The organism is Clostridium sp. 1001271st1 H5 (assembly GCF_005845215.1).
In the GTDB taxonomy this organism is placed as follows: Bacteria; Bacillota; Clostridia; order Lachnospirales; family Lachnospiraceae; genus Enterocloster.
Genome location: NZ_SPHO01000004.1, coordinates 1 through 25,697 on the forward strand (window position 1 = coordinate 1; position 25,697 = coordinate 25,697).

Genomic DNA, 25,697 nt, shown 5'->3' on the forward strand with positions numbered 1-25,697 from the left:
ATAGCATACAGACCTTGGAGAGAGTCTATAAACACTACTACTTTATAATACGAGGAGGGTGATGAAGGTTTGACCATAGCAGAAGTCAGCAGACAATATGACATATCGGCCGATACACTGCGTTACTATGAACGCATCGGCCTGCTTCCCCATGTAGGGCGTACATCCGGCGGCATCCGCAACTATTCGGAGGATGACTGCCATTGGGTGGAGTATATCAAGTGTATGCGCAGCGCAGGCGTTTCCGTGGAAACGCTGCTGGATTATGTGACATTGTTCCATCAGGGCGCTTCCACCATCCAGGCCAGGAAGAACCTCCTGCTGGAACAGCGTGAGCAGATTGCGGCCCGCATCCATGAGCTGAACCAGGTGCTGGCAAGACTGGACTGGAAGCTGGACGGTTATGAGGAACGGATGCTTAAGTGCGAGGAACATTTAAAATAGGCTGCATCCATAAGGATGCAACCGATTATTGCGTGACACCGGGACCAAAAACATGTAATGTAAAAGCAGAAGACAGACCATGATAAAATGGTCCCGGGAGGTATCACTATGAAAAGCACTGTAGGAAAAAATATTGTAAAATTAAGAAAGGAACAGGGTATGTCCCAGGAGCAGCTGGCCCAGAAGCTTCATGTTACCCGCCAGGCCGTGTCCAATTGGGAAACAGGACGAAGCCAGCCGGGCCTGGATATGCTGGAAGCCCTGGCCGGCGCCTTTGGAACCGACATCCTCGTTGTCATATACGGGCAGATGCCTGCGGGTGAGGATGAGGAAACCAGGTCCGCCGCCAGAAGGCGCCACCTGGTAAAGGCTGCTGCATGGGGCATCCTGACACTGGCCCTATATTTTATTCTGGCGGCACTTGGCAGGTATCTGGATGAACTCAGGACACGGACTTATAATTCCATGCCGTATATGCTGCTGCAGACCTGCGTCATACCCCCTGTAAGCGCAGGCGCTGCCATCAGCCTGATGCATGTCCTGAATGTGCCTGGCTCTGTGGGGATATCCGAACCATCTGTGAGAAAAAAACTCCTGGTATCCGGAGGACTGTTTACCGTTCTCTACCTGCTCTGTATGCTGTGGCTGTTTTTCCCCCTTCCATTGCCTGTGGGCGCCCCATTGTGGATATGGCGGCTGTCCTATTCCATTTTCCCGCATGTCCTGTTCTTTTTCATTGGAATGCTCTTTTACCTTGGGTTTGACATGTGAATAAATCATCGCTGTTTCCAACTATAAACCAGCCGGACATACAGCCTGTCCTTCTTGGATATCTGGAAACCTGGCTTTGCAGGCCAGGCCAGGACGGGACGAATGGGGGCGAATGGATTTCTGATTGTCACTTCCGGTGATTCCTGTTATAATGATAGGGAAATACGGAGGTTTGTAAATGATACTGATGCATGAAATACCAGACCGGTTCTGGAGCCTGTTCCGCTCTGTCAACCGGTCTACTTACATAGAAGCCCTTCTTAAAATCAATGAGGAGTATGAGTACAGCAATTATTTTCTCAGCCGGGAAGTCTGCATCCAGCTTTTAAGCGAATATTTCTCCCAGAAGAAATATGTCATATGGCAGGATGAGACTGAGGATGACTGGGATGAACTGGAACCGCCTGCCACCAGGGTCCTTAACTGGCTGCTCAGGACCGGCTGGCTGCGCAAGGTGGATGATTACGCCAGTATGACCGTCAACATCGTTATTCCGGATTACGCCGCAGTGATGATTGAGGCATTCTCCCGTTTGTCAAACGACGATGAGGACGAGACCCAGGTTTATATTCAGAATGTCTATGCCATTCTATTTTCTCTGAAAAATGACCCCCGCTCCAGCGTCAGCCTTTTAAATACGGCTCTCGTAAATACAAAAAAACTGAACAAATCCCTTCAGGACATGCTTCACAACATGGATAAGTTCTTTGGCAGCCTGCTGGAACAGAAAAGTTACGGGACCCTGTTAAAGGAGCATCTGGAAGGTTATGTGACGGAAATCGTCAACCGGAAATACCATATATTAAAGACTTCGGACAATTTTTATCTCTATAAAACAGATATCAAATCCTGGATAGCCGCCATGCGGGAGGACAGTTCCTGGATTTATAAGATGTGCGCCAAAAGCGCGGCCTCATCCAGGGGCCAGAAAAAGCCTCCCCTGACCGAATACGATATCGTGGAAAAGCTGGACCAGCTGGAGCGTGGTTTTGACGATATTGAACACCGCATTTCCAATATGGACAAGGAACACTCCCGTTATGTCAAGGCAACGGTCACGCGTCTCAATTACCTGTTAAACCAGGAGGACAATATGAAGGGGCTTGTAATCAAACTCCTGAACCATTTGTCGGAATACGGCTGCCCGGATGAGGAACTGACAGCTGTGAGCGCCAGGATGAATCTGTCCCAGATGACCCTGCTGTCGGAAAAATCCCTGTATAAACGCCGTAAAACCAAGGCTGATTTCACAGAACAGTTAAAGGATGAGGAAGAATCCGAGGAGCTTTCCATGGAGGAGGTCCTGAACCTGAACAAGGTCAGGAACCGTTACAGCCAGAAGGAGATTGAAGCGTTCATAGGAGACAACATGGTGGACGGGAAAATGGTGGTGGACGAACAAACCATACATTCAGACCAGGACTTTGAAAAACTGATACTGGCCTATGACTATTCCACCAGGAGAAAGAGTCTCTACAGGGTGGAAGAGGAAGATTCGGAAATGGTACGATGCGGCGGCTATACCTACCCGCGGCTGGTATTTGTCAGGAGGACGAGATAGTGGAAAACATGGAATTGGAAAACAGCATGACGGACATAACGCCGGCATCCGCATATGCGGGAAACGGCATCCCCTACTATGATAATCTGATGCAGTCGGAGCAGTCGGAGGTAACGGAAATCATCCGTCTCCTATGGCGCCAGACCTTCCTGCTGGAGCATAAATATGACAAGCGTACCGGAAGATTCCAATACAACAGGGACTACCGTGTATGCAGCAAGCACCTGGAATTCATCAAACATTATTTTGCCATCAGCGGCGTGGAGCTGCGTGAAAACAGCCAGATGGGCGTTATGTACATCCAGGGGGAAAACGTGGTGGGAGATAAGCTGCCCCGCCTTGCCACCCTGTATCTGCTGGTCCTGAAGCTGATTTACGACGAACAGATGGAAAGCGTTTCCACCAGCATCAATGTCTATACCTCCCTGCGTGAAATCCATGAAAAACTGGGCAGCTACAGACTGTTCAGGAAGCAGCCCGCTGCCACGGACATCCGCCGGGCAGTCACCCTTCTGAAAAAATACCAGGTCATTGAACCCCTGGACCTGATGGAGGATTTAAAAAGCGAAAGCCGCATGATTATCTATCCCTGCATCAACGTGGTGCTCATGGGAGACGATGTGCGCCGGCTTTTGGCATCCTTTGAGGAGGATGCAGGTGATAACGGAATCCAAATGAAGGCTGATTTGGAGGAGGAAGGCGCGGATGGAGCAGATGAGGGATTAACAGATGAGGGATTAACAGAGGAAGAAATGACATCAGAGGAAGGAGAACCATGGAACAGAAGATAGCAAACGAGCGTTTTCTCGCCCTTTCCAGGATATGTTTGAATAACTGGCACTACATAACAAAAAGGACCCTGTCCTTTAACGATGAAATCAACTTTTTCACCGGGCATTCCGGCAGCGGCAAATCCACGGTCATAGACGCCATGCAGATTGTGCTCTACGCCAACACGGACGGCCGGGGCTTCTTCAACAAGGCGGCAGCCGATGACTCTGACCGCAGCCTGATAGAATATCTAAGAGGTATGGTAAACATCGGCGATAACAACGAGTTTTCCTATCTGCGCAACCAGAATTTTTCCTCCACCATTGTATTGGAGCTGAAACGCAGCGATACAGGCCAGTGCCAGTGCGTGGGAATCGTCTTTGACGTGGAAACTGCCACCAATGAAATATCCCGCCGTTTCTTCTGGCACAAGGGCCCCATGTGGGACAATGGATACAGGGGCGGAAAGCGGACCATGTCCATCGCAGAGACAGAGGAATACCTTCAGACGAATTACAGCAGGGAGGAGTATTTCCTGACCTCCCACAACGAACGTTTCCGCCGGATACTCTATGACTCCTATCTGGGCGGCCTGGACCCCGAAAAATTCCCCCTTCTGTTTAAACGGGCCATCCCGTTCAGAATGAACATTAAGCTGGAGGATTTTGTAAAGGAATATATCTGCATGGAGCAGGACATCCATATTGAGGACATGCAGGAAAGCGTGATGCAGTACGGCCGGATGCGGAAAAAAATCGAGGATACCTGTGCGGAGATTGAATCCCTGAAGCAGATTAAGGACCGATTCCAAAGCTACGAAGAAAAGGAACTGCAAATCAAAAAATGCTCCTACTTTGTGCAGAAACTGGAGATTCTTCAGCTTCAGTCAGAGGTCCGCACCCTGGCTGACAAGGTCAGGCTGGCAGGGGAGGACCTGGAAAAACAGAAACAGGCCAGAGGCTCGGTGGATGAACAAATCATTGAACTGACCCGGCAGAGTGACGAGCTGCTGCGGCGCATTGCCTCCACCGGATATGAGGACCTTAAAAACCAGCTTAAAAGCCTGAATGAGCTGCTGGAGCAGCTGGGAAAAAGCGAGGCCCGATGGCAGCAGACCACGGCAGCCCTGAAACGCTGGGAAGAAGAGGATATCACCTCCAACCAGACGCTTTGGGATATAGAGGAATTTGAAAACCGCACCATTGATTTGGAGACATTGGAACGCCTGAGAAAATCCATGGAATCCATGCGCTCAGATACGGAAAAACAGCATCAGGACGCTTCCTCCGCTGTCAGGGAACTCAAAAAGCTGGAAAAGCAGACAAAGGATGAGCTGGAAAAACTTCGTTCCGGCAGCAAAGCCTATCCCAAATACCTGGAAAATGCCAGGAGCTACATCCAGCGCCGCCTTCTGGAGGAAACAGGTAAAAGCGTGGACGTGCATGTGCTGGCCGACCTTCTGGATGTAAAAAGGGACGAGTGGCGGGGCGCAGTGGAGGGCTACCTTGGAAACAACAAGTTAAATCTGGTGGTGGCGCCTAAATATGCCGGGACCGCCCTGGAAATCTACGGTGAACTGGATAAAAAGGAATATTACAATGTAGCTGTGCTGGACACGGAAAAAGCATCCCGGAACCAGCCCCAGGTACTAAAAGGCGCTCTCTCAGAGGAAGTGACTGTGCGGGAATCCTACTTAGGACCCTATATGGACCTGCTGCTCGGAAAGGTCATCAAGTGCAGTACCATAGATGAACTGAGGGAATGCCGTATCGGCATCACCAGCAGCTGTATGCTCTACCACACCTTCCGCCTGCAGCACATTAACCCGGACAGCTACACCAAGTTCGCCTATATTGGCAAGGACAGCATCCGCAGACGTATCCGCCTTCTGGAACAGGAACTGGTTTCCCTGGGTGAAAAGAGAAAGCCCCTGGAAGAGACGGTCAGGGAATCCCTTAGAATCCTGGGCCTTCCCTGGCTCTCAGCCGAGCCCCAGGAATACCTGGACTGGCTGAAGGATATAAACAGCTATAAGGCCAAAGAACGGGAAAAGAAAAAGCTGACGCAGAAGCTGGAGCTTTTAAAGGAACAGAATGTGGACCAGCTGGAGCGGGACCGCCAGGCAGTCATCACGCTCTGCGACAGCAAAAAGCGGGAGAGGGACAGCCTGAATGTGCTCATCCGCGACAAGGAGCGGGAGATAGAAGACTACCGGAGCAAGTCCATTGACAGCCAGTCCATTCTCACTGCAAAGGAACGGGAGCTGGTACGGAATACGGACTATGACAATGAGCTGGCAGCCTATCTCTCAGCCAGGGATAATGTGCGCTATGACAGGGAGAAGGATACCTATGCTGCCAGATGCAGCAGACTCACTGAGGCCAGGGAAGCAGCCTTCCAGGAGCTTTTGTCTGTCAGGGCCGGCTATATCAGAAGCTATCCCAACCGCAATTTCCCGGTAAACGCCAGGGATAACGCTGTCTATGACCGCCTTCTTGACGCACTGAAATGTGATAATCTGGAAGAATACAAGCAAAAAGCCACGGAACAGGCCAAATCCGCGGTAGAGCATTTCCGGGATGACTTCATGTATAAAATCCGCAGCGCCATCCGGGAGGCGCTGATTCGCAAGGATGCGCTGAACCGCATTATCAGCCGCCTGGATTTCGGAAAGGATAAATACCAGTTCGTCATTGGCCGCAATAAAGGTCCGGACGGCCGTTTCTATGATATGTTCATGGATGACTCCCTGGACATCAATCCGGCTGACCTGAACTATTCCTATGAAAACCAGATGGACCTGTTTACCATTGAACATGAAAAGCAGTACGGGGATTTGATGAATGAACTCATAAGCATCTTTATCCCCCCGGAAAACGCCACACCGGAGCAGATGGACGAGGCCAGGCGGAACATGGATAAGTATTCGGATTACCGCACCTATCTGTCCTTTGATATGCAGCAGCTCATCCAGAACAAGGACGAGGTTATAAAAATCCGACTGAGCAAAATGATTAAAAAGAATTCAGGCGGAGAGGGCCAGAACCCGTTGTATGTGGCCCTTCTGGCCAGCTTTGCCCAGGCCTACCGCATCAACGTCCCATCCAAGGTGGAGCGCAGCCCAACCATCCGTCTGGTGGTATTGGATGAAGCCTTTTCCAAAATGGACGGGGAGAAAGTGGCCAGCTGTATCGAGCTCATCCGCGGACTGGGATTCCAGGCCATTATCAGTGCAACCAATGACAAAATCCAGAACTACGTGGAAAACGTGGACAAGACCTTTGTATTTGCCAATCCCAACAAGAAATCCATCTCCATCCAGGAATTTGAACGGGAGCGTTTTGCAGAGCTGATGCAGGACACGGAATCTTATATTTATACAAAAAAGTAAAAAAAGTTTGCAAAAATCTTAAAAATGGAATAAAATAGTAAAAATACCACTTTTACAGGAGGAATTTTATAAGAGAAAATCAAACATTCGAAAGGAGAGGTTTTGCATGATTGAAACAAAGGAATTTATGGACAACTTGAGCCAGTGGTCAGACATTTGTCTGAGTGATGAGAGGATTGATTTGGAGCTGTATGAATCGTACGACGTAAAGCGCGGACTCCGTGACAAAAACGGAAACGGTGTGGTAGCGGGACTGACGAAGGTGTCCAAAATCGAAGCCAACAAAGTAGTGGATGGTGTTAAAGTCCCCTGCGAAGGAAAACTATTTTACAGAGGTTATAATATCTATGATTTGATTGGCGGGGTAGTGAGAGAGAACCGTTATGGTTTTGAAGAGATTGCATACCTGCTTCTGTTCGGAGAACTTCCTAATGCGGAACAGCTTACAAAATTTAAAGAAAGCCTGGCATTCAGCCGTACACTTCCCACAAATTTTGTCCGAGATGTAGTAATGAAAGCACCCACAAAAGACATGATGATATCCCTGAGTAAGAGTATTCTTACCCTGGCTTCCTATGATGAGAAGGCCTGGGATATTTCCGTTCCCAACGTGCTCAGACAGTGCATGATGCTTATAAGCGTAATGCCCATGCTGGCAGTCTATGGTTATCATGCCTTTAACCATTATGAGAGAGACGGAAGCATGTACATACACCGCCCGGACGAGAATCTGTCCACGGCCGAGAACCTGCTGCGCCTTCTGAGGCCTGACATGCAGTACTCACAGGTGGAGGCCCATGTACTGGATTTGGCATTAATCCTGCATATGGAGCATGGCGGCGGCAACAACTCCACCTTCACCACCCATGTGGTTACATCCTCCGGCACGGACACCTATTCTGTCATCTCCGCGGCCCTGGCTTCCTTAAAAGGCCCCAAGCACGGCGGCGCCAACATCAAGGTAGTGGAAATGATGCAGGATTTAAGGAGCGAGGTAAAGGATATCACGGACAGGGAAGAGGTGGAATCTTATCTGAAGAAGCTGCTTCACAAAGAGGCATTTGACCGCAAGGGCCTTATCTACGGAATGGGCCACGCCGTATATTCCAAGTCAGACCCCCGTGCCGAGATTTTCAAACGCTTTGTACGCCAGCTGTCAGAGGAAAAGGGCCGCATGGAAGAATTTGCCCTCTATTCCATGATTGAGGAGCTGGGTCCCAAGGTAATCACCGAGGAACGCAGAATCTACAAGGGCGTCAGCGCCAACGTGGATTTCTACAGCGGATTTGTATACAGCATGCTGGATATTCCGGAAGAAATGTTCACTCCAATCTTTGCAATAGCAAGAATTGTGGGATGGAGCGCACATCGCATCGAGGAATTGATTAATATGGATAAAATCATCCGTCCTGCCTATACAAGCATCATGAAAGAAGAGGATTACAAACCTCTCTGCGACCGATAATAAGAATTATTCCTGAATCTATATACAATCTTTATATGCCCTTTATAAATTCTAATAGCATCTTTATGATATCAGGCGCTATAATAAACGCAAATATCAAAAGAGAAAGAGCTATGGATATGGGTAAATATGAATATAATTTTGTGGAAGTTCCATTTGACGGAAATCTGAAAAATGGCAATGTTGAAACAATTGAAAAGTGTAAAGATATTATCCGGAAGGAGTCTGCCCAGGGATGGCGTCTGGTCCAGATTATAAGTCCTTCCGGTGAAAAAAGGGTGCTGACAGGCAACAGCAATTATGAAATTGTCTTTGAAAGGGAAAACTGAACTGTTTTCCCTTTTTTGTATATCAATTCCTTCCCAGATATTGTATAATGATATAATGCGCAATTAATTATACAATTAGGAAAAGAGGATTCATAACATGGCCGTTGAATTGGATTTGCATGAAGGAGAAGTTGTTGAAAAAGAGCTGAAAGGCGATTACTGGGAAAAGACCCTGTGTATGTACAGCCAGAAGACAGGCACATACTGGTTTACAAATGAACGGATTATTTTCAGGGGAGGTTTTGTGGCTGCCCTGGACATCCCTTACTGCGACATTGAACAGGTCCGCACCTGCAATGTGGGCCCCCTGCTCCAGTTCCTGCCCACAGGAATCAAAATAACCGTCAACGGAGGAAAATCCTACAAGCTGTCAGTGCTGAAACGAAAATCCGTGGTGGAATTCATCGAGTCGAAATTAAAATAAGATATTTTTGCTCATTTCCCTTGACTGTACAGTTGCTGGATACCTTACAATCAGATTAGAAACAGAAAGGAGATGAGCATATGAAGATGAAAGAAGCCGAAGCCCGTACAGGCCTGGACCGGAAGAATATACGATACTATGAGAGCGAGGAACTTCTGGCTCCCCGGCGCACCGAGGGAAACCGCTACCGGGATTACAGCGAGGAGGACATAGAGCGTCTTCTGGAAATCCGTTTCCTGCGGCAGCTGGGCATCCCCATCCGGGATATACGCGGATATTTTGAGGGAAGGCTGGCCTTAAGGGAGCTGATGCGTATGCGACTGGAACGGATTGACGGTGAGATGTCGCAGTTAAAGAAGCTGGAACAGATGTGTACCAGACTGGAAGAGCAGCAGACACTGAAACCTTCCAGTGTGGAAAGCTGCCTGGAGGAAATCAGCCATGACAACGGCAGGAATACCTGGCTTGAGGATATACGGAAAGACTGGAGGATGTTTCAGAAGGAACTCCACTCCCAGTTCATCTATTTTGAACCTGAAGGGGAAGTTCTGTCGCCGGAGGACTTTGCCCGGGAGACAGCCCTCTATGCAGCCAAACGGAATCTGGATTATGAGACCATCCGGCTGGAATTCACCTATGCCCTGGTCCGGCTGGAGGGAATTGCCTACCAGGCTTCCTTCACATTTGGTCCCTGTTTCCGCCTGGCCAGGCTGCCTCTCATAAAGCTGACCCGGTGTACGCCTCCTCCCCACGGTGTTTCAAAAGGAAAGTATCTGTTTTTTGTTCTGCTGCCCACCATACTGATATTCGGCAGTATCCTGTTCTGCCTTATTGACAGCCAGTTTGGAGCCCGTTTTTCCGGGATATACCGGATGCTTATTATAGGATGCTTCATTGCTGCCCTGCTGTTTATATCTGTAAATAAAAATGTGTATTACCAGTGACATGGCGGATACGAACCGAAAACAGGCTATGGAAATGTATATTGCCTTCGGGCGCCTCTGAGCAGTTACGAAAAAGGAGAGAACAGAGAATGATTCTCCTTGCCAAGTGTTGAAAAATTGAATATAATAAAGGTATATAGAGACAGTTGGAAATGCAGACCCGTGATAAGCGTGTCTGCATTTCGGCGTTTTAAGGAAGATGAACAGATTTGTTCATTTTCAGCCCCGCATAACCAGGCGGTCTGCTGCGGCAGGAGAAAGAGAGGGTACAGAGATGGGTATAAATACAAGAAAAATGAAATATCCCGCGGCAATATGTGTTTTGCTTGCATGTTGCATCACTATGGACATTGCGTCCTACGCCGCCGGGTGGGCGGAAGAAAACGGCACGTGGAGATATTCCGGCCAAAGTGGAGACTATATAACAAACAGTTGGATAAGGCATGGCAATTCCTATTATTACCTGGATGAGAAGGGTGAGATGGCTACTGAATGTCTGATTAAAACTGACGGGGACCTGTACTATGTGGATATAAATGGGGTAAAGGCGGTGAACCAGTGGGTATCCATATCCGATGACAACAGCCAGGTGGGAACGCAGGCCGCCACGGCCTGGTACTATTTCGGTTCCAAAGGTAAGGCATATAGGAATATTAGGAAACGGATTGATGGAAAATACTACATCTTCGATGAAAATGGCCATATGCTATCCGGGTGGCAGCCTTATGGAAATAATGACAATCTGTATTATCTGGGCACCGCAGACGAAGGATGGGCCCATATTGGCTGGCAGAATCTGGAATCCCATAAAAATGAACCCGGTACCTATTGGTATTATTTTGGAACCAGCGGCATCTCGTACCAGGATACGAAAAAAAAGATTGACGGCAGGTATTACATATTTGATGAGGACGGCCAGATGCTGTCCGGCTGGCAGTCCTATGACGGTGATGATAATCTGTACTATTTAGGGACAGGAGATGAGGGATGGGCCCGTACCGGCTGGCAGAACCTGGAACCCGGAGATGACGCATCGGGGTCTGATGATTCGGAGGAATGGTTTTACTTCAATCCCGGCAGCGGAAAAGCATACAGGGATACCAGAAAGAAAATTGACGGTTCTTACTATACCTTTGATGAGGATGGCGTCATGCAGGATAAATGGCTCTGCGGCCGGCCGGCCATCCCCGATAGTTTACCTGATGACAGCAATGCCCGGTACAGGGAAGAGGAAGGCAGTCTGGAAGGAGGATGGTACTATGGGTATGGTCCGGAGGATAAGGATGAGTCTGGTGAAGAGGGCTGGTACTATCTGGATAAGAACGGCGTGCCCTTCAATGACCAGGGAAGGGATTCCTCCGGCAATAGCTTTGTAAAAGAGCTTGGCGCCGGGGGGATATTCGGTGAATCAGAGACAGGAATGGCCGCAAAAGTAATTCATGGAAAGACGTATCTATTTGATGAGAATGGCAAGATGATGACCGGCTATTACTATTTAATATCCGTTAACTGTGAAGGCGGCCCCACTCTGGGCGTCAGTAAATATCAGGGTATGGGCTATAGCTACTACTTTAACGAAGACAGCGGCTCCAAGGAAGGCCAGATGATGACCGGTAAACAGAGCTTCCTATGCGAGGGGGACAGATTCCACTGTTATCTGCGCAATGACGGCAGGGCCTACGCCGGCATGATTGTTGACGGCTGCCTGTATGACTTTGACGGCCTGAGGTTGGAGAGCCGGGATGGTTCCTATGAAATCATTGAGGTTGGTCCCGGTCTGGAGATTGCAGAAAAAGGTAGCAGCAGGCTGCATAAAAATTGCCTCCTGGTCGTGAACAAAAATGGCAAGCTGAAAAAGTCGGGCACCGTTAAGATTGGAGGGCAAAAATATACCATTAAGGATTATGAGGCCATAGAAGTAACCGACGACTGATTCTTTTTTAGATTTTTCGGATTGTCAAGTAAAAATGCTTGACAATCCTTTTTCTATCGTGTATGATATCACAGGTGGTTGAAATGGAAAAGATTGTGGAACAGGGTTTGTTATATGATTTTTATGGAGAACTGCTGACAGAACATCAGCGCAGGATATACGAGGATGTGGTGTTCGGCGACCTTTCTCCCAGCGAGATAGCAGGGGAGCAGGGCATCAGCCGTCAGGGTGTCCACGATTTGATAAAACGATGCGACAAGATACTGAAGGATTATGAAGCCAAGCTTCATCTGGTAGCCAAGTTTATGAAAGTCAAGGAGATGGCCGGCGAGCTGGAACGTCTCTCTGATGAATGCATACGCACCAGGGACATGGCCCTTGTGGACCAAATCCGGCGATTGTCCGCGGAAATCACCAGCACGCTTTAATGGAGCGATTCATTGTAAGCAGTGCAGCCTTAGGAGGATTATTTCATGGCTTTTGAAAGCTTATCCGATAAATTACAAAATGTATTCAAAAACCTTCGCGGTAAAGGCCGTCTTTCAGAAGCCGATGTAAAAGCCGCATTGAAGGAAGTCAAGATGGCGCTTCTGGAAGCAGATGTAAGTTTCCGCGTGGTGAAGCAGTTCATCGGTTCTGTACAGGAACGGGCTGTGGGCGAAGACGTGTTCGGAAGCCTGACCCCGGGACAGACTGTAGTGAAAATCGTAACCGAAGAGCTGGTAAAGCTCATGGGTTCCGAAACAACAGAGATTGCCCTAAAGCCTTCCAATGAAATCAGCATCATCATGATGGCCGGTCTTCAGGGAGCTGGCAAGACCACTACCACGGCCAAGATTGCCGCCAAGATGAAGGCCAAGGGACGCAAGCCCCTGTTAGCTGCCTGTGACATCTACCGGCCTGCTGCCATAGAGCAGCTGCAGATTAACGGCGACCGGGTAGGCATTCCGGTATTCTCCATGGGCAATAAGAACAGGCCGGTGGACATTGCCAAAGCAGCAGTGGAACACGCGTCCAGGAACGGCCTTAACGTGGTTATCCTGGATACGGCCGGACGTCTCCATATCGACGAAACCATGATGGATGAGCTGGTGGAGATAAAGGACAATCTGGATGTCTGCCAGACTATTTTGGTGGTAGACGCCATGACCGGCCAGGACGCAGTAAATGTGGCCGGCACATTTAACGATAAGATAGGCATTGACGGTGTCATCCTCACAAAGCTGGATGGCGATACCCGAGGCGGTGCGGCACTTTCCATCCGCGCAGTCACAGGCAAACCGATTCTATATGTTGGCATGGGCGAGAAGCTGTCCGACCTGGAACAGTTTTACCCGGACAGAATGGCTTCCAGAATCCTGGGAATGGGCGATATCCAGTCCCTGATTGAAAAAGCAGCTGCCGAGGTGGATGAAGAACAGGCCAAGGAGCTGAGCCAGAAGCTGCGCAAGGCGGAATTCGATTACAATGACTTCCTGACCCAGATGCAGCAGATTAAGAAGATGGGCGGTATGGGAAGCATTCTTTCCATGATGCCGGGAATGGGAAACCAGCTGTCCGGCGCTGATATGGACGAAGGTGAAAAATCCATGCACAGGGTAGAGTCCATCATCCTCTCCATGACAAAAGAGGAGAGGGCCAATCCCAACCTCATGAACCCTTCCAGGAAACAGCGCATTGCAAAAGGCGCCGGTGTGGAGGTCAGCGAGGTCAACCGTCTGGTCAAGCAGTTCGACCAGATGAAGAAAATGATGAAGCAGATGCCCGGCCTTATGGGCGGCGGCAAACGAAAAGGCGGATTCGGCGGTCTGGGAGGACTGCTGGGCGGCAAGATGAAGATGCCCTTCTAGGACAGGTATTTAAATGATGCATCCGCAGACCAATCAAGCTAGTCAAACAGGAATACTCCTGTATGTCTAATATAAGAACAATTCACAAGGAGGTGAAATCACATGGCAGTAAAGATGAGATTAAGAAGAATGGGACAGAAGAAGGCTCCTTTCTATAGAATCGTAGTTGCTGATTCCAGGTCTCCAAGAGATGGCAAGTTCATCGAGGAAATCGGTACTTATGACCCAACCAGGGAACCAAGCGTCATCAAGTTTGACGAGGAAGCAGCTAAGAAGTGGTTAGCAACAGGTGCACAGCCAACTGAGACCGTAGGAAAGCTCTTAAAAATCGCCGGCATTCAGTAGTTGTCAATGAGGTGTTAAGATGAAGGAATTAGTCGAAGTGATTGCGAAAGCACTGGTCGATAACCCAGAAGAAGTTGTTGTTACCGAATCAATGAAGGGCGAGGACACCCTGATTGAGCTCAAGGTGTCTCCTGCGGACATGGGCAAGGTCATCGGCAAGCAGGGCAGGATTGCCAAGGCAATCCGTTCCGTTGTCAAGGCCGCTGCATCCAAGGAAGACAAGAAAGTAATCGTTGAGATTCAGTAAGCTGGATTCAGTAAGCAGACAAGTTAAGGACCGCTGGCCGCAGGGCTGGCGGTTCATTTATTGCTCCGGAACTATTGTCCCGGAACTTGTTCCGGTATATATAGCCCGGTAAATACGGCCGGGTAAATTACGCATCACAGAAAGGTGACAGGTGTATGGAAAACATGCTGAGAGTGGGAGTCATAACCTCCACCCACGGAATCAAAGGGGAAGTAAAGGTATTCCCCACCACAGATGACGCCAAACGGTTTAAAGAGCTGAAGGAAGTCATCCTTGACACTGGAAAAGAACAGATTCCCATGGAAATCGAACATGTGAAATTCTTTAAGAACATGGTCATTCTGAAATTCAAGGGACATGACGATATAAATGAAATGGAAAAATACAAATCAAAGGACCTGCTGGTTACCAGGGACCAGGCCGTGGCGCTGGAGCCGGATGAATACTTTATCACAGATTTGATTGGACTTGCTGTGGTATCAGACCAGGGCGAGGAATTGGGCACTCTTAAGGACGTGCTGGAAACAGGGGCCAATGATGTGTATGTGGTTGCCATGAAGGACGGAAAGGAACTGATGCTTCCCGCCATCGGAGACTGCATCCTGGATGTGGACCTGGAACAGGGACGCATGGAGGTCCATGTGCTGGAGGGGCTCATGGATTTATAAGGCTGCGGTTTATGGTTCTGTAAAAAGAGCTTGTGTTTTACCTGGTTTTGTTGTATATAAAGAGAGGGGATAAACCGTACTGCATGATGTAATGCAGTATTGGGGGCGAAAGGCCGCCGGTGCAGCAAGGAAAAGGAATCTGATATGAAGACAGAGGACCAGCAGACAGGGCCCCAGTCCGTCTGCTATACGGTTGACATGAAGATGAACCGGGAATCATTGTACCATATGGTTTCCGTGGATAAACATTTGAATCCGTCTGCCCCCCTTTGGGTATGGCTTGTATTCACAGTCCTTTTATGGATATGCCGCGCAGGCTGTGTAAGTTCCATTGTTTTGCGCATATTCGGCATTCTCCATACCCTGAACGCTGCCATTATTTTCCTGATTCTGGCATACCTGGTCCATACCCTGGGACCCGGGTTCATCCGCAGCGGCCTCTTTAATTCAGACCGTTCCAACCGGATGCAGCTGGATACTGCATGGAAGCGTTTTCTGGTCAAAAACGGCGAGCCCCTTACGGTGACCTATGAATTCTACCGGAATTACTTCCGGACGTCCGGAGGCAGGGCGGTCCACGCATACAGCCAGATATCACACATATGCGAGACACAGCGCTGCCTGGTGTTGTATACCATGGACCACGGCGGCTATCTGCTGGACAAAAGACAGATGGGCGCTGTCTGCATAAACGGCCTGCGGACATTTCTCTCGGAGCGTTCCGGCAAGTCGGTAAAGTGGATACAGGTCAGGGATTATATACCTGTAAAAAGCAACTGATAAAGCCGGCCCCGGCATCTGCGATTGGGGCCGGCTTTTAGAGATACTTTTTGGCTGAGCACAGACAGAAAGGAACCTGGATATGGCCAACATAACTGTTTTAGACCAAAGTACCATCAATAAAATTGCAGCCGGCGAAGTCATTGAGCGGCCTGCTTCCGTAGTAAAGGAGCTGCTGGAAAATGCCATTGACGCCCATGCCACTGCCGTAACCGTGGAAATCAAGGACGGCGGCTGTTCCCTGATACGTGTCACTGACAACGGATGGGGCATTCCAAAAGAAGAGATTCCCCTGGCATTCCTGCGCCACGCCACAAGCAAAATCAAGACAGTGGAGGATTTATTTACCATATCCTCCCTGGGCTTTCGCGGCGAGGCCCTGGCCAGCATTGCGGCCGTGGCCCAGGTGGAGCTGATTACAAAGACGGGAGACAGCCTTACCGGTTCCCGTTACCAGATTGAAGGCGGTATTGAAAAGGGACTGGAGGAAATAGGCGCACCTGAGGGAACTACCATCATTGCCCGCAACCTGTTCTACAACACGCCTGCGCGCAAAAAATTCCTCAAGACTCCCATGACAGAGGGCGCCCATGTGGCTGCTCTGGTAGAGAAGATTGCCCTTTCCCACCCGGATATTTCCATCCGGTTCATACAGAACAACCAAAACAAGCTCTACACCTCAGGCAACCATAACCTGAAGGACCTGATATACACTGTATTCGGAAGGGAGATTGCAGGAAACCTTCTCCCGGTGGAAATCAAGGAGGACTGGATTACGGTGACCGGATTTACAGGCAAGCCGGTCATAGCCAGGTCCAACCGGAATTACGAGAATTATTTCATCAATGGCCGGTATATCAAGAGCACCATCATATCCAGGGCCATTGAGGAGGCGTACAAGCCCTACATGATGCAGCACAAGTATCCGTTTACCATGCTGCATTTCCACATTGAACCGGATACCCTGGATGTAAACGTCCATCCCACCAAAATGGAACTGCGTTTTGCCGACGGTGAGAGGGTGTACAACGCAGTGTTGCGGGCTGTCAGCAGTGCCCTGGCCCACAAGGAGCTGATTCCCCAGGTAAGCCTGGAGGAAAAGCAGGAAAAGGAAGCCAGACAGCTGGCGGAAAAGCTGGCTCCCCGCCCGGAGCCTTTCGAGGTCCGCAGAAGGGAAAACCTGGAACAGAAAACTTCCAGCAGCGGCACAGCCCAGCCCGGCGGCCCTTCACCCGGCGCCGGCTCTGTTTATGCCCGCCAGGCCCCGCCCAGACCCTCTTTTGTCAGCGAACTGATGCCTGACTGGCTGAAGGAGAGAAGAAAGGACCAGGAAACACATTCCATGCCTCCGGCCTCCCTTAATCCTTTAAAGGGAACACATGGTACAGGGAATCAGGACCCGGGAAAGGAGACCGGCATTGGTGACAGCAGCAGTTCCACCCCCATCCAGCCGGAACAGCTGGACCTGTTTGACGGCAAGCTTCTGGACCCCAAGGCCAGGCTGAAGCATAAGCTTATCGGCCAGCTGTTTGACACATACTGGATGGTGGAGTATAACGAGCAGCTGTTCATCATTGACCAGCACGCTGCCCATGAAAAGGTGCTCTATGAAAACACCATAAAGTCCTTAAAAACACGGCAGTATGATATGCAGATGGTGGACCCGCCCATTATTCTTACACTGAACATGAATGAAGAACTGCTCCTGAAGAAATACATGGATTATTTCGCGGGAATCGGTTTTGAGATAGAACCCTTTGGGGGCAGGGAATATGCGGTGCGCGGCGTGCCTGCCAACCTGTTTTCCATTGCCAAGAAAGAACTGCTGACAGAGATGATTGACGGGCTCTCAGAGGATATATCGGTACATAACCCGGACATTATATATGAAAAGGTGGCATCCATGTCCTGCAAGGCAGCTGTCAAAGGGCATCACACCATGTCCTTCCAGGAGGCCAATGTGCTTATTGACCAGCTTCTGGACCTGGAAAATCCCTATGCCTGCCCCCACGGCAGACCCACCATTATCTCCATGAGCAAGTATGAGCTGGAGAAAAAATTTAAACGCATTGTCTGAAAGGAGCTTTTATCATATGAAGCAGCCGCTCATTGTCCTCACAGGACCCACCGCAGTGGGGAAAACCGCCCTTTCCATCCGCCTTGCAAAGGCCATTGGCGGGGAAATCATCAGTGCGGATTCCATGCAGGTATACAGGCACATGGATATCGGCTCTGCCAAAGTAACTCCGGAGGAAATGGACGGCGTTCCCCATTATCTCATCGACGTGCTGGACCCCCGGGAACCTTTTAACGTGGTTACCTTCCAGCAGATGGCAAAGGAGGCCCTGGGAGAAATATACGGCCACGGCCGCATCCCCGTCATTGCCGGGGGAACCGGCTTCTATATACAGGCCCTGCTCTACGACATTGATTTTAAGGAAAATGAGGACAGCAGCCCTATCCGCAGGGAACTGGAAGCCCTGGCTGAGAGAGAGGGGGAGCGGGCGCCTCAGGTCCTTCACGCCATGCTCTGCCAGGTGGACCCGGAGGCAGCCGGCCAGATTCATGCCAACAATATAAAACGGGTTATACGGGCCATTGAATACTTCCGCCTGACAGGGGAGAAGATTTCCCTCCATAACCAGCAGGAGCGTGAGAAGGAGTCCCCCTACAACTTCCTCTATTATGTCCTGAATACGGACCGTTCCCTGCTCTATGAGAGAATCGACCGCAGGGTTGACCTGATGATGGAGCAGGGACTGGTGGAGGAAGTAAAGGCATTAAAAGAGCTGGGCTGCCGGAGAGGCCATACCTCCATGCAGGGTCTGGGATATAAGGAAATACTGGATTACCTGGACGGCATATGCAGCCTGGATGAGGCTGTATATGTACTGAAACGGGATACAAGGCATTTTGCCAAACGCCAGCTGACCTGGTTCAAACGGGAGCGGGACGTGCGCTTTTTGAATCTTCCTGATTTCGGAGGGGATGTGTCCAAGGTCCTGGACCGAATATTAGAGGATTGCGAAAAACAGGGAATCGTGCTACAATAACAAACCGGAAAACGGAGGATTATGAACCAATGGATATAAATGAAATGAACCAGATGTATGAAAGCCTTGGCATCAGCCGGGAGGTAAGGGAATTTGCAGCAGAGACCGAACAGGCGCTGAAGGAACGCTTTGAGGCCATTGATGCAGTGGCGGAATACAACCAGATGAAGGTTATAAAAGGAATGCAGGACAACCGTGTCAGCGACATACACTTTGCCGCCACCACCGGATATGGCTACAATGACCTGGGCCGGGATACCCTGGAGGATGTGTATGCCAGCGTATTCCACGGCGAGAGCGCGCTTGTACGCCCCCAGCTCATGAGCGGCACCCATGCTCTTCACGTGGCCCTGTCAGGGAACCTGCGTCCCGGCGACGAACTTCTGTCGCCTGTGGGCAAGCCCTATGACACGCTGGAGGAAGTCATAGGAATCAGGGATTCCGCCGGCTCCCTTAAGGAATACGGGGTGGTCTACCGCCAGGTGGACCTGCTGGAGGACGGTTCCTTTGACTATGAGGGCATTGCAGCAGCCTTAAATGAAAAGACAAAGCTGGTGACCATCCAGCGTTCCAAGGGATATGCCACCCGGCCCACCCTGTCTGTAAAGCGGATTGGGGAATTGATTTCCTTCATCAAGAATATAAAGCCCCAGGTTATCTGTATGGTGGACAACTGCTACGGCGAGTTTGTGGAAACCCTGGAGCCGACGGACGTGGGAGCGGACATGATTGTAGGTTCCCTGATTAAGAATCCGGGCGGCGGCCTGGCTCCCATCGGCGGCTATATCGTGGGCAGAAAGGACTGCATTGACCGGGCATCCTACCGCTTAAGCGCTCCCGGACTGGGCAGGGAGGTGGGCGCCAGCCTGGGACTGAACCAGCAGCTCTACCAGGGACTCTTTCTTTCCCCCGTGGTGGTATCGGGAGCCCTGAAAGGCGCTGTATTTGCAGCTAATATCTATGAACGCTTAGGCTGCGGCGTGGTTCCTGACGGCAGTGAATCCCGCCATGACATCATCCAGGCCATTACCTTCGGAACGCCGGAGGGAGTCATATCCTTCTGCAAGGGAATCCAGGCAGCAGCGCCGGTTGACAGCTATGTGACGCCTGAACCATGGGATATGCCGGGATATGACAGCCCTGTCATCATGGCAGCCGGCGCCTTTGTCCAGGGTTCATCCATAGAGCTGTCAGCTGACGGTCCCATTAAGCCGCCTTACGCCGTGTATTTCCAGGGAGGACTGACCTGGTATCACGCCAAGCTGGGAATACTTAAATCTCTGCAGCAGCTTTTGGATGACGGGGTTTTGAAAATCTTAAGATGACACCCCAGGAAACTTATGGTAATATATATTAATTAGGCTGTACCCCCGGCCCGGCGGCCAGGGACCGGCCTGACCGACCGGAGGATAAGACACATGCATTACAAGAATTTCTGGATACTTTTAATCATGCTGCTGGCAGGCATTGTTCTGGGAGGCTTTATGGGACAGCTGGCAGAAGGGATTTCGTGGCTGAACTGGCTGAATTTCGGACAATCCTTTGGCCTGGATTCGCCTCTGGTAATTAATTTCGGCATCCTGGTTATCACCTTCGGACTGACCATCAAGATTACCATGGCCAGTATCATCGGCGTGGCAGTGGCGCTCATCATTTACCGGTATATATAATTTTCCTGACTTTGTGCTTGGAGAGGTGCGTAGTTAGGAGAGAGATGGAAAGAATAAGAATTAAGGATTTGCCCCACAGGGACCGCCCCTATGAAAAATGTCTGCGCCTTGGCCCCCACAGCCTGTCCGACACAGAGCTTCTGGCCGTCATCCTGCGGACAGGAAGCAGGGAGGGAAATTCCCTGGACCTGGCAGACAGCCTTCTGGCCCTTGGCAGCCCCGGAGACGGCCTGCTGGGCCTTTTGCATCACTCCCTGGATGACTTTACAGGAATCAAGGGCGTAGGCAAGGTTAAGGGCGTTCAGCTGCTCTGCATAGGAGAGCTGTCAAAACGAATCTGGAAGCGGAAGGCCAGCGGGCATTCCCTTTATTTTGGACATCCTGAGGAGATATCTGCCTATTATATGGAAGATATGCGCCATCTGGAGCAGGAGGAAATCCGCGTCATGTTTCTGAATACAAAGCAGGCCATGATTCGTGAGCAGATTATGGCCAGAGGGACTGTAAACGCTTCTGTCATGACGCCCCGGGAGATACTTATAGAGGGACTCCGGTGCCGGGCTGTGTCCATGATACTGGTTCACAATCATCCCAGCGGCGACCCCACCCCCAGCAGGGCGGACATGCTCCTCACCAAACGCCTGAAGGAAGCAGGGGACCTGGTGGGAATCACCCTGATTGACCATGTAGTAATCGGAGACAGGCGCTATCTCAGTTTCCGCGAAGAGAATCTAATGTAAGAGGAAGTTTATCCATGGAGACGAAACACAGTAAATATATTCTGGCAGGACTTACGGTACTGTGCGTGCTGCTCATCTGCATCACATCCCTGAAGGACGGCATCATAGAACCCCTGCGCACAGGTGTTGGGTATTTTCTGATTCCCATCCAGACAGGTGTCAATGCAGTGGGTACCGGTATCTATAACGAGCTGAAGGATTACGGCAGCCTGAAAGACGCACTGCAGGAAAATGAAGAACTAAAAGCGCAGATTGTCCAGCTCACAGAGGACAATAACCGCCTGCAGGCCGAGCAGTTTGAGCTGGACCGCTTAAGGAAACTCTATGAGCTGGACCAGGATTACATGCAGTATGATAAAATCGGGGCCAGGGTCATTGCCCGGGACTCTGAAAAATGGTTCCAGGTGTTCCGCATCAACAAGGGCTCTGCCGACGGAGTGGCTGTGGACATGAATGTGGTTGCCGACGGCGGCCTGGTGGGCATAGTGACGGACGTGGGGGCCAATTATGCCACGGTGCGTTCCATCATCGACGATTCCAGCCGGGTGGGAGGCATGAAGATAGACTCCTCCTATAACTGTATCGTTGCAGGGGACCTGACCCTCTATGAGGAAGGACGCCTTAAGCTTACGGATTTTTCAAAGGATGCGGTCCTCAGGGACGGGGACCAGATTGTCACCTCCAATATCAGCACCAAGTTCCTTCCGGGTATCCTGGTTGGATATGCTGCGGATGTCTCCATTGACCCGGACCACCTGACCCAGTCAGGCTACCTGATTCCGGTGGCTGATTTCAACAATCTGCAGGAGGTGCTGATTATAACGGATATCAAAGACACAGGAGAGGCGGCTGTTCAGTGATTCAAGCTAAGATAAAACAGGTACTTATCAATATATTGTTTATCGTGCTGGCATTTACGGTACAGAACTGTGTATTTCCCCTGCTTCCTTTTTTGTCGGCAACCCCCAATCTGCTTTTAATCCTCACGTTTTCCTTTGGCTTTATCCACGGGAAAAATGCGGGGATGTTTTACGGCGTCCTTTCCGGCCTTTTGCTGGACCTTTTCTACAGCGGGCCTTTTGGCTTCTATACCCTTATATATATTTACATCGGTTATGCCAACGGTATTTTTACCAAGTACTATTACGAAGACTACATCACCCTTCCGCTGATACTCAGCATCATCAACGGAATCTGGTACAGCATGTATATATATGTTTTCCGTTTCTTAATCCGCGGACGACTGAATCTTCCATATTATTTCAGGAATATCATGCTTCCGGAGATTATATTCACCGCAGTTACCACCCTTTTGATTTACAGGCTGTTCCTTTCCGCCAGCAGACGTGTGGAGGATATAGGAAAAAGGAGAGACACAAAACTTGTTTGACGAACTGTTAGAGATAGTAAAAGAATTTTTCAAGAAACTGTTCAGCTCACGGCTCTTTGCCCTTTCCGTGATATTTACCGTTATGTTCGCAGGACTTCTGGGCAAGCTGTTCCAGATGCAGATACTGGACGGAAGCGGATACCAGGAAACCTATATGCAGAGGACGGAAAAGAGCGTCACAACACCGGGTTCCAGGGGCAATATCTATGACAGGAACGGCAACCGGCTGGCTTACAACGAGCTGGCTTATTCCGTTACCATACAGGATTTAGGAGATTACCCTCGTCCGGCCTCCCGCAACCAGATGCTGTATCATCTGGTGCGTATACTGGACCGCCGGGGCGAGACAGTGGAGGGAAAGTTCGAGGTGGCGCTGGACCAGAACGGGGAGATGTTTTATACATCCAGCTCGGATTCAGCCAGGACACGTTTCTTTCTGAACTTTTACGGTCTTTCTTCCACCAGCGGCCTCAACGACCCCAAAGGCAAGCATCCCACCAACATCACGGCCAGGGAAGCCTTTGAGCGCAAGAAGGTGGATTATGAGCTGGACAAGATGAAGGACGAAAAGGGCAATCCCCTGGTCATACCGGATAACATTGCCCTGGATATGATTAACATCATCTATACCATGAAGCTGACCGAATACCAGAAATACGAGACAACCACAGTTGCCACCAACATCAGCATGGACACCATGGTGGAAATCAATGAAAACGCCGCTGACCTGAAAGGCGTTGCAGTGGAGCAGTCCTATGTACGCAAATATGAGGACAGCATCTATTTCGCCCCCATCATCGGCTATACAGGCAAGGTCCAGGAGGACCAGCTGTCCGCCCTGAACGAGCAGTGGCACCAGTCTGATGAGGCTGCCGGCCTGCCGGAGGATGCCCCGGACAAATACGACCTCAACGACATAGTGGGCCGTATCGGAATCGAGAAATCCATGGAGCTGGAGCTTCAGGGAGAAAAGGGCTATTCCAGGATGTACGTGGACAACATGGGACGTCCCCGGGAAATCATCGAGAAAACAGATGCCAAGGCAGGAGATGATGTGTACCTGACCATTGACAGGGATTTACAGATTGCCATTTACAAGCTGATTGAGCAGCAGCTGGCCGGTATTATCAGCTACCATCTCCAGTACGATGATTTGGACCCTGATAAAACCTACGACCCTTCCAAAATTCCCATCCCTGTGAAGGATGCCTATTACCAGCTGATTAACAACAATGTGCTGTCCCTGATGGACATGTCCCAGGAAGGGGCGTCCGACATTGAAAAGCAGATTTACAGCAAATACGAATCTTCCAGGGAACAGATACTGGCAGCCATACGCAACGAGCTTCTCAGTTCCCATGCCCTGGCCATGAACGACCTGCCCAAGGATATGGCCACCTATATGAACTATATCTATTCTTATCTGTCCGATGGTTCCGTGGGAATCATACAGAAGGATAAGATTGACCAGTCCTCGCCGGAATACCAGGCGTGGAAGGAAGGCACCATCAGCCTGAGGGACTATATCTACAGCGGCATCGCAGGCAGCTGGGTAGACACCACCCGCCTGGATGTGACCAGCAAGTATTCAGATGCCGACGATATATTTGCCCAGCTGGTGGACCATGTCATTGAGTCCCTGCGCAATGACAACAAATTTACGAAACGCATGTTCCGCTACCTGATTAATGACGAGGTCATAACAGGCCGCGAGCTCTGTCTGGCCCTTTATGCCCAGGGCGTCTTAAACTATGATGCCCAGGCCATAGCAGCCCTCCAGATGGGGGACTCCACCTACACCTACCAGTTTATCAAGGAAAAGATATCCAACCTGGAACTGACCCCGGCGCAGCTGGCCCTGGACCCATGTACGGCCGGCGTGGTGGTGACGGACGTAAAGACAGGAGAGGTGCGGGCGCTGGTCACATATCCCAGCTATGACAATAACCTGATGTCAGGCAGCGTGGACGCAGCGTATTTCAGCCAGCTCCAGGACGATATGTCCAGGCCTCTTTATAACAACGCCACCCAAGCGCAGAAGGCCCCAGGCTCCACCTTTAAGCCCATCACGGCTGTGGCTGCCCTGGAAGAGGGCGTGATTGGCCTCCAGGACACCATTGAGTGCACAGGTATATACGACCAGATTTCCAAGCCCATCAAGTGCTGGATTTGGCCAGGCCGCCACAACAGCGAAAACATCGAAGAAGGCATACAGAATTCCTGTAACTACTTCTTTGCCGAACTGGCCCACAGGCTCTGCATGAAGCCGGACGGCACCTATTCGCCGGACCAGGGCCTTGCCACCCTGCGCAAATACGCCACCCTTTTTGGTCTGGACCACACCTCAGGGGTGGAGATTTCCGAAAACGAGCCCCAGATTTCATCGGAGGACCCGGAGCGTTCCGCCATGGGACAGGGCACCCATTCCTACACCAATGTCCAGCTTTCCCGCTATGTGGCAGCCCTTGCCAACCGTGGAAATGTATTTGAGCTGAGTCTTTTGGATAAACTTACCGACTCTGACGGAAACCTGATTAAGGACTATACCCCTGCCGTAAGCTCCCATGTGGATGCGGCTGACAGCACCTGGGACGCGGTCCAGACAGGTATGCGCCGTGTTATCACGGACAGCTCCGCCAAGAAAATATTCTCAGACCTCCCGGTGGAGGTGGCAGGCAAGACAGGTACGGCCCAGGAGGACAAGAGCCGTTCCAACCATGCCTTCTTCGTATCCTTTGCGCCCTACAGCCATCCGGAAATTGCCGTGACTGTAAATATTCCGTACGGTTATGCAGGAACCAACGCTGCAACCCTTGGCAAAAAGGTTTACGAGTATTATTATAAATATACCACCCTGGAGCAGATAGAAAACTCCGGTGCCTTAGGTGTATCAAATGTAAATATTGGTGACTAAACCAGCA

24 protein-coding genes are annotated in these 25,697 nt (G+C 50.3%); all 24 read left to right on the plus strand.

Annotated features, from left to right (window positions below):
* The first annotated feature begins 69 nt into the window (after positions 1–69).
* The 24 genes from FGS84_RS06805 (at position 70) to FGS84_RS06920 (ending at position 25,690) form a co-directional block, all read left to right on the plus strand.
* Entirely contained in the window at positions 70–444 is a 375-nt protein-coding gene (locus FGS84_RS06805) for a MerR family transcriptional regulator (protein ID WP_138306957.1), read from the plus strand.
* A gap of 108 nt (positions 445–552) precedes the next feature.
* Entirely contained in the window at positions 553–1,215 is a 663-nt protein-coding gene (locus FGS84_RS06810) for a helix-turn-helix transcriptional regulator (RefSeq protein WP_138306959.1), read from the plus strand.
* 178 nt (positions 1,216–1,393) lie between these two features.
* Positions 1,394–2,776: a Wadjet anti-phage system protein JetA family protein gene (locus tag FGS84_RS06815; protein ID WP_138306961.1), complete on the plus strand. Its 1,383-nt coding sequence runs from the start codon at positions 1,394–1,396 to the stop codon at positions 2,774–2,776.
* A gap of 8 nt (positions 2,777–2,784) precedes the next feature.
* Positions 2,785–3,567 (plus strand): DUF4194 domain-containing protein, encoded by a 783-nt coding sequence (locus FGS84_RS06820; protein ID WP_207739869.1) that lies wholly within the window; start codon positions 2,785–2,787, stop codon positions 3,565–3,567.
* Positions 3,552–6,938: an SbcC/MukB-like Walker B domain-containing protein gene (locus FGS84_RS06825; RefSeq protein WP_138306965.1), complete on the plus strand. Its 3,387-nt coding sequence runs from the start codon at positions 3,552–3,554 to the stop codon at positions 6,936–6,938. Before FGS84_RS06820 ends, FGS84_RS06825 begins: the two co-directional genes overlap by 16 nt.
* Positions 6,939–7,044: 106 nt before the next feature.
* A complete protein-coding gene (locus FGS84_RS06830; RefSeq protein ID WP_138306967.1) occupies positions 7,045–8,403 on the plus strand; it encodes a citrate/2-methylcitrate synthase in 1,359 nt (452 codons plus the stop codon).
* A 65-nt stretch (positions 8,404–8,468) separates the two neighbouring features.
* Positions 8,469–8,732: a DUF4177 domain-containing protein gene (locus tag FGS84_RS06835; RefSeq protein ID WP_227146903.1), complete on the plus strand. Its 264-nt coding sequence runs from the start codon at positions 8,469–8,471 to the stop codon at positions 8,730–8,732.
* Positions 8,733–8,829: 97 nt separating this feature from the next.
* Positions 8,830–9,156: a PH domain-containing protein gene (locus FGS84_RS06840; protein ID WP_138306970.1), complete on the plus strand. Its 327-nt coding sequence runs from the start codon at positions 8,830–8,832 to the stop codon at positions 9,154–9,156.
* An 80-nt stretch (positions 9,157–9,236) separates the two neighbouring features.
* Positions 9,237–10,100, plus strand: coding sequence for a MerR family transcriptional regulator (locus FGS84_RS06845; protein WP_138306972.1), 864 nt, complete (start codon positions 9,237–9,239; stop codon positions 10,098–10,100).
* Between the two features lie 343 nt (positions 10,101–10,443).
* Positions 10,444–12,033 (plus strand): hypothetical protein, encoded by a 1,590-nt coding sequence (locus tag FGS84_RS06850; protein ID WP_207671111.1) that lies wholly within the window; start codon positions 10,444–10,446, stop codon positions 12,031–12,033.
* Between the two features lie 83 nt (positions 12,034–12,116).
* The gene (gene ylxM / locus FGS84_RS06855) at positions 12,117–12,461 is read left to right on the plus strand and encodes a YlxM family DNA-binding protein (protein WP_138306976.1); all 345 of its coding nucleotides are present in this window, start codon (positions 12,117–12,119) and stop codon (positions 12,459–12,461) included.
* Between the two features lie 45 nt (positions 12,462–12,506).
* Positions 12,507–13,883, plus strand: coding sequence for a signal recognition particle protein (gene ffh, locus FGS84_RS06860; protein ID WP_138306978.1), 1,377 nt, complete (start codon positions 12,507–12,509; stop codon positions 13,881–13,883).
* A 102-nt stretch (positions 13,884–13,985) separates the two neighbouring features.
* The gene (rpsP, locus tag FGS84_RS06865) at positions 13,986–14,228 is read left to right on the plus strand and encodes a 30S ribosomal protein S16 (RefSeq protein ID WP_002583195.1); all 243 of its coding nucleotides are present in this window, start codon (positions 13,986–13,988) and stop codon (positions 14,226–14,228) included.
* A gap of 19 nt (positions 14,229–14,247) precedes the next feature.
* Positions 14,248–14,475: a KH domain-containing protein gene (locus FGS84_RS06870; protein ID WP_002567740.1), complete on the plus strand. Its 228-nt coding sequence runs from the start codon at positions 14,248–14,250 to the stop codon at positions 14,473–14,475.
* A gap of 155 nt (positions 14,476–14,630) precedes the next feature.
* Positions 14,631–15,143, plus strand: a complete 513-nt coding sequence (gene rimM / locus FGS84_RS06875; RefSeq protein WP_138306980.1) for a ribosome maturation factor RimM — start codon at positions 14,631–14,633, stop codon at positions 15,141–15,143.
* Between the two features lie 144 nt (positions 15,144–15,287).
* Positions 15,288–15,923, plus strand: coding sequence for a YcxB family protein (locus FGS84_RS06880; RefSeq protein WP_138306982.1), 636 nt, complete (start codon positions 15,288–15,290; stop codon positions 15,921–15,923).
* Positions 15,924–16,005: 82 nt separating this feature from the next.
* A complete protein-coding gene (mutL, locus tag FGS84_RS06885) occupies positions 16,006–18,000 on the plus strand; it encodes a DNA mismatch repair endonuclease MutL (RefSeq protein ID WP_138306984.1) in 1,995 nt (664 codons plus the stop codon).
* 16 nt (positions 18,001–18,016) lie between these two features.
* A complete protein-coding gene (gene miaA / locus FGS84_RS06890) occupies positions 18,017–18,976 on the plus strand; it encodes a tRNA (adenosine(37)-N6)-dimethylallyltransferase MiaA (RefSeq protein ID WP_138306986.1) in 960 nt (319 codons plus the stop codon).
* A gap of 29 nt (positions 18,977–19,005) precedes the next feature.
* Positions 19,006–20,301: a methionine gamma-lyase family protein gene (locus FGS84_RS06895; RefSeq protein ID WP_138306988.1), complete on the plus strand. Its 1,296-nt coding sequence runs from the start codon at positions 19,006–19,008 to the stop codon at positions 20,299–20,301.
* Between the two features lie 93 nt (positions 20,302–20,394).
* A complete protein-coding gene (locus FGS84_RS06900) occupies positions 20,395–20,646 on the plus strand; it encodes a DUF4321 domain-containing protein (RefSeq protein ID WP_002567735.1) in 252 nt (83 codons plus the stop codon).
* Positions 20,647–20,690: 44 nt separating this feature from the next.
* A complete protein-coding gene (gene radC, locus FGS84_RS06905) occupies positions 20,691–21,386 on the plus strand; it encodes a DNA repair protein RadC (protein WP_138306990.1) in 696 nt (231 codons plus the stop codon).
* Between the two features lie 14 nt (positions 21,387–21,400).
* The gene (gene mreC / locus FGS84_RS06910; RefSeq protein ID WP_138306992.1) at positions 21,401–22,246 is read left to right on the plus strand and encodes a rod shape-determining protein MreC; all 846 of its coding nucleotides are present in this window, start codon (positions 21,401–21,403) and stop codon (positions 22,244–22,246) included.
* Complete coding sequence (gene mreD / locus FGS84_RS06915; RefSeq protein ID WP_138306994.1) at positions 22,243–22,776, plus strand: rod shape-determining protein MreD; 534 nt, start codon at positions 22,243–22,245, stop codon at positions 22,774–22,776. Before mreC ends, mreD begins: the two co-directional genes overlap by 4 nt.
* The gene (locus FGS84_RS06920; RefSeq protein ID WP_138306996.1) at positions 22,769–25,690 is read left to right on the plus strand and encodes a penicillin-binding transpeptidase domain-containing protein; all 2,922 of its coding nucleotides are present in this window, start codon (positions 22,769–22,771) and stop codon (positions 25,688–25,690) included. The genes mreD and FGS84_RS06920 overlap by 8 nt, the downstream gene beginning before the upstream one ends.
* The last annotated feature ends 7 nt before the right edge of the window (positions 25,691–25,697 follow it).

What these genes read in the sequence shown, in the direction of transcription:
- FGS84_RS06810 (WP_138306959.1), top strand. Translation starts at nt 553, where the DNA reads ATGAAAAGCACTGTAGGAAAAAATATTGTAAAATTAAGAAAGGAACAG.
- FGS84_RS06815 (WP_138306961.1), top strand. Translation starts at nt 1,394, where the DNA reads ATGATACTGATGCATGAAATACCAGACCGGTTCTGGAGCCTGTTCCGC.
- FGS84_RS06820 (WP_207739869.1), top strand. Translation starts at nt 2,785, where the DNA reads ATGGAATTGGAAAACAGCATGACGGACATAACGCCGGCATCCGCATAT.
- FGS84_RS06825 (WP_138306965.1), top strand. Translation starts at nt 3,552, where the DNA reads ATGGAACAGAAGATAGCAAACGAGCGTTTTCTCGCCCTTTCCAGGATA.
- FGS84_RS06830 (WP_138306967.1), top strand. Translation starts at nt 7,045, where the DNA reads ATGATTGAAACAAAGGAATTTATGGACAACTTGAGCCAGTGGTCAGAC.
- FGS84_RS06835 (WP_227146903.1), top strand. Translation starts at nt 8,469, where the DNA reads ATGATATCAGGCGCTATAATAAACGCAAATATCAAAAGAGAAAGAGCT.
- FGS84_RS06840 (WP_138306970.1), top strand. Translation starts at nt 8,830, where the DNA reads ATGGCCGTTGAATTGGATTTGCATGAAGGAGAAGTTGTTGAAAAAGAG.
- FGS84_RS06845 (WP_138306972.1), top strand. Translation starts at nt 9,237, where the DNA reads ATGAAGATGAAAGAAGCCGAAGCCCGTACAGGCCTGGACCGGAAGAAT.
- FGS84_RS06850 (WP_207671111.1), top strand. Translation starts at nt 10,444, where the DNA reads ATGGACATTGCGTCCTACGCCGCCGGGTGGGCGGAAGAAAACGGCACG.
- ylxM (WP_138306976.1), top strand. Translation starts at nt 12,117, where the DNA reads ATGGAAAAGATTGTGGAACAGGGTTTGTTATATGATTTTTATGGAGAA.
- ffh (WP_138306978.1), top strand. Translation starts at nt 12,507, where the DNA reads ATGGCTTTTGAAAGCTTATCCGATAAATTACAAAATGTATTCAAAAAC.
- rpsP (WP_002583195.1), top strand. Translation starts at nt 13,986, where the DNA reads ATGGCAGTAAAGATGAGATTAAGAAGAATGGGACAGAAGAAGGCTCCT.
- FGS84_RS06870 (WP_002567740.1), top strand. Translation starts at nt 14,248, where the DNA reads ATGAAGGAATTAGTCGAAGTGATTGCGAAAGCACTGGTCGATAACCCA.
- rimM (WP_138306980.1), top strand. Translation starts at nt 14,631, where the DNA reads ATGGAAAACATGCTGAGAGTGGGAGTCATAACCTCCACCCACGGAATC.
- FGS84_RS06880 (WP_138306982.1), top strand. Translation starts at nt 15,288, where the DNA reads ATGAAGACAGAGGACCAGCAGACAGGGCCCCAGTCCGTCTGCTATACG.
- mutL (WP_138306984.1), top strand. Translation starts at nt 16,006, where the DNA reads ATGGCCAACATAACTGTTTTAGACCAAAGTACCATCAATAAAATTGCA.
- miaA (WP_138306986.1), top strand. Translation starts at nt 18,017, where the DNA reads ATGAAGCAGCCGCTCATTGTCCTCACAGGACCCACCGCAGTGGGGAAA.
- FGS84_RS06895 (WP_138306988.1), top strand. Translation starts at nt 19,006, where the DNA reads ATGGATATAAATGAAATGAACCAGATGTATGAAAGCCTTGGCATCAGC.
- FGS84_RS06900 (WP_002567735.1), top strand. Translation starts at nt 20,395, where the DNA reads ATGCATTACAAGAATTTCTGGATACTTTTAATCATGCTGCTGGCAGGC.
- radC (WP_138306990.1), top strand. Translation starts at nt 20,691, where the DNA reads ATGGAAAGAATAAGAATTAAGGATTTGCCCCACAGGGACCGCCCCTAT.
- mreC (WP_138306992.1), top strand. Translation starts at nt 21,401, where the DNA reads ATGGAGACGAAACACAGTAAATATATTCTGGCAGGACTTACGGTACTG.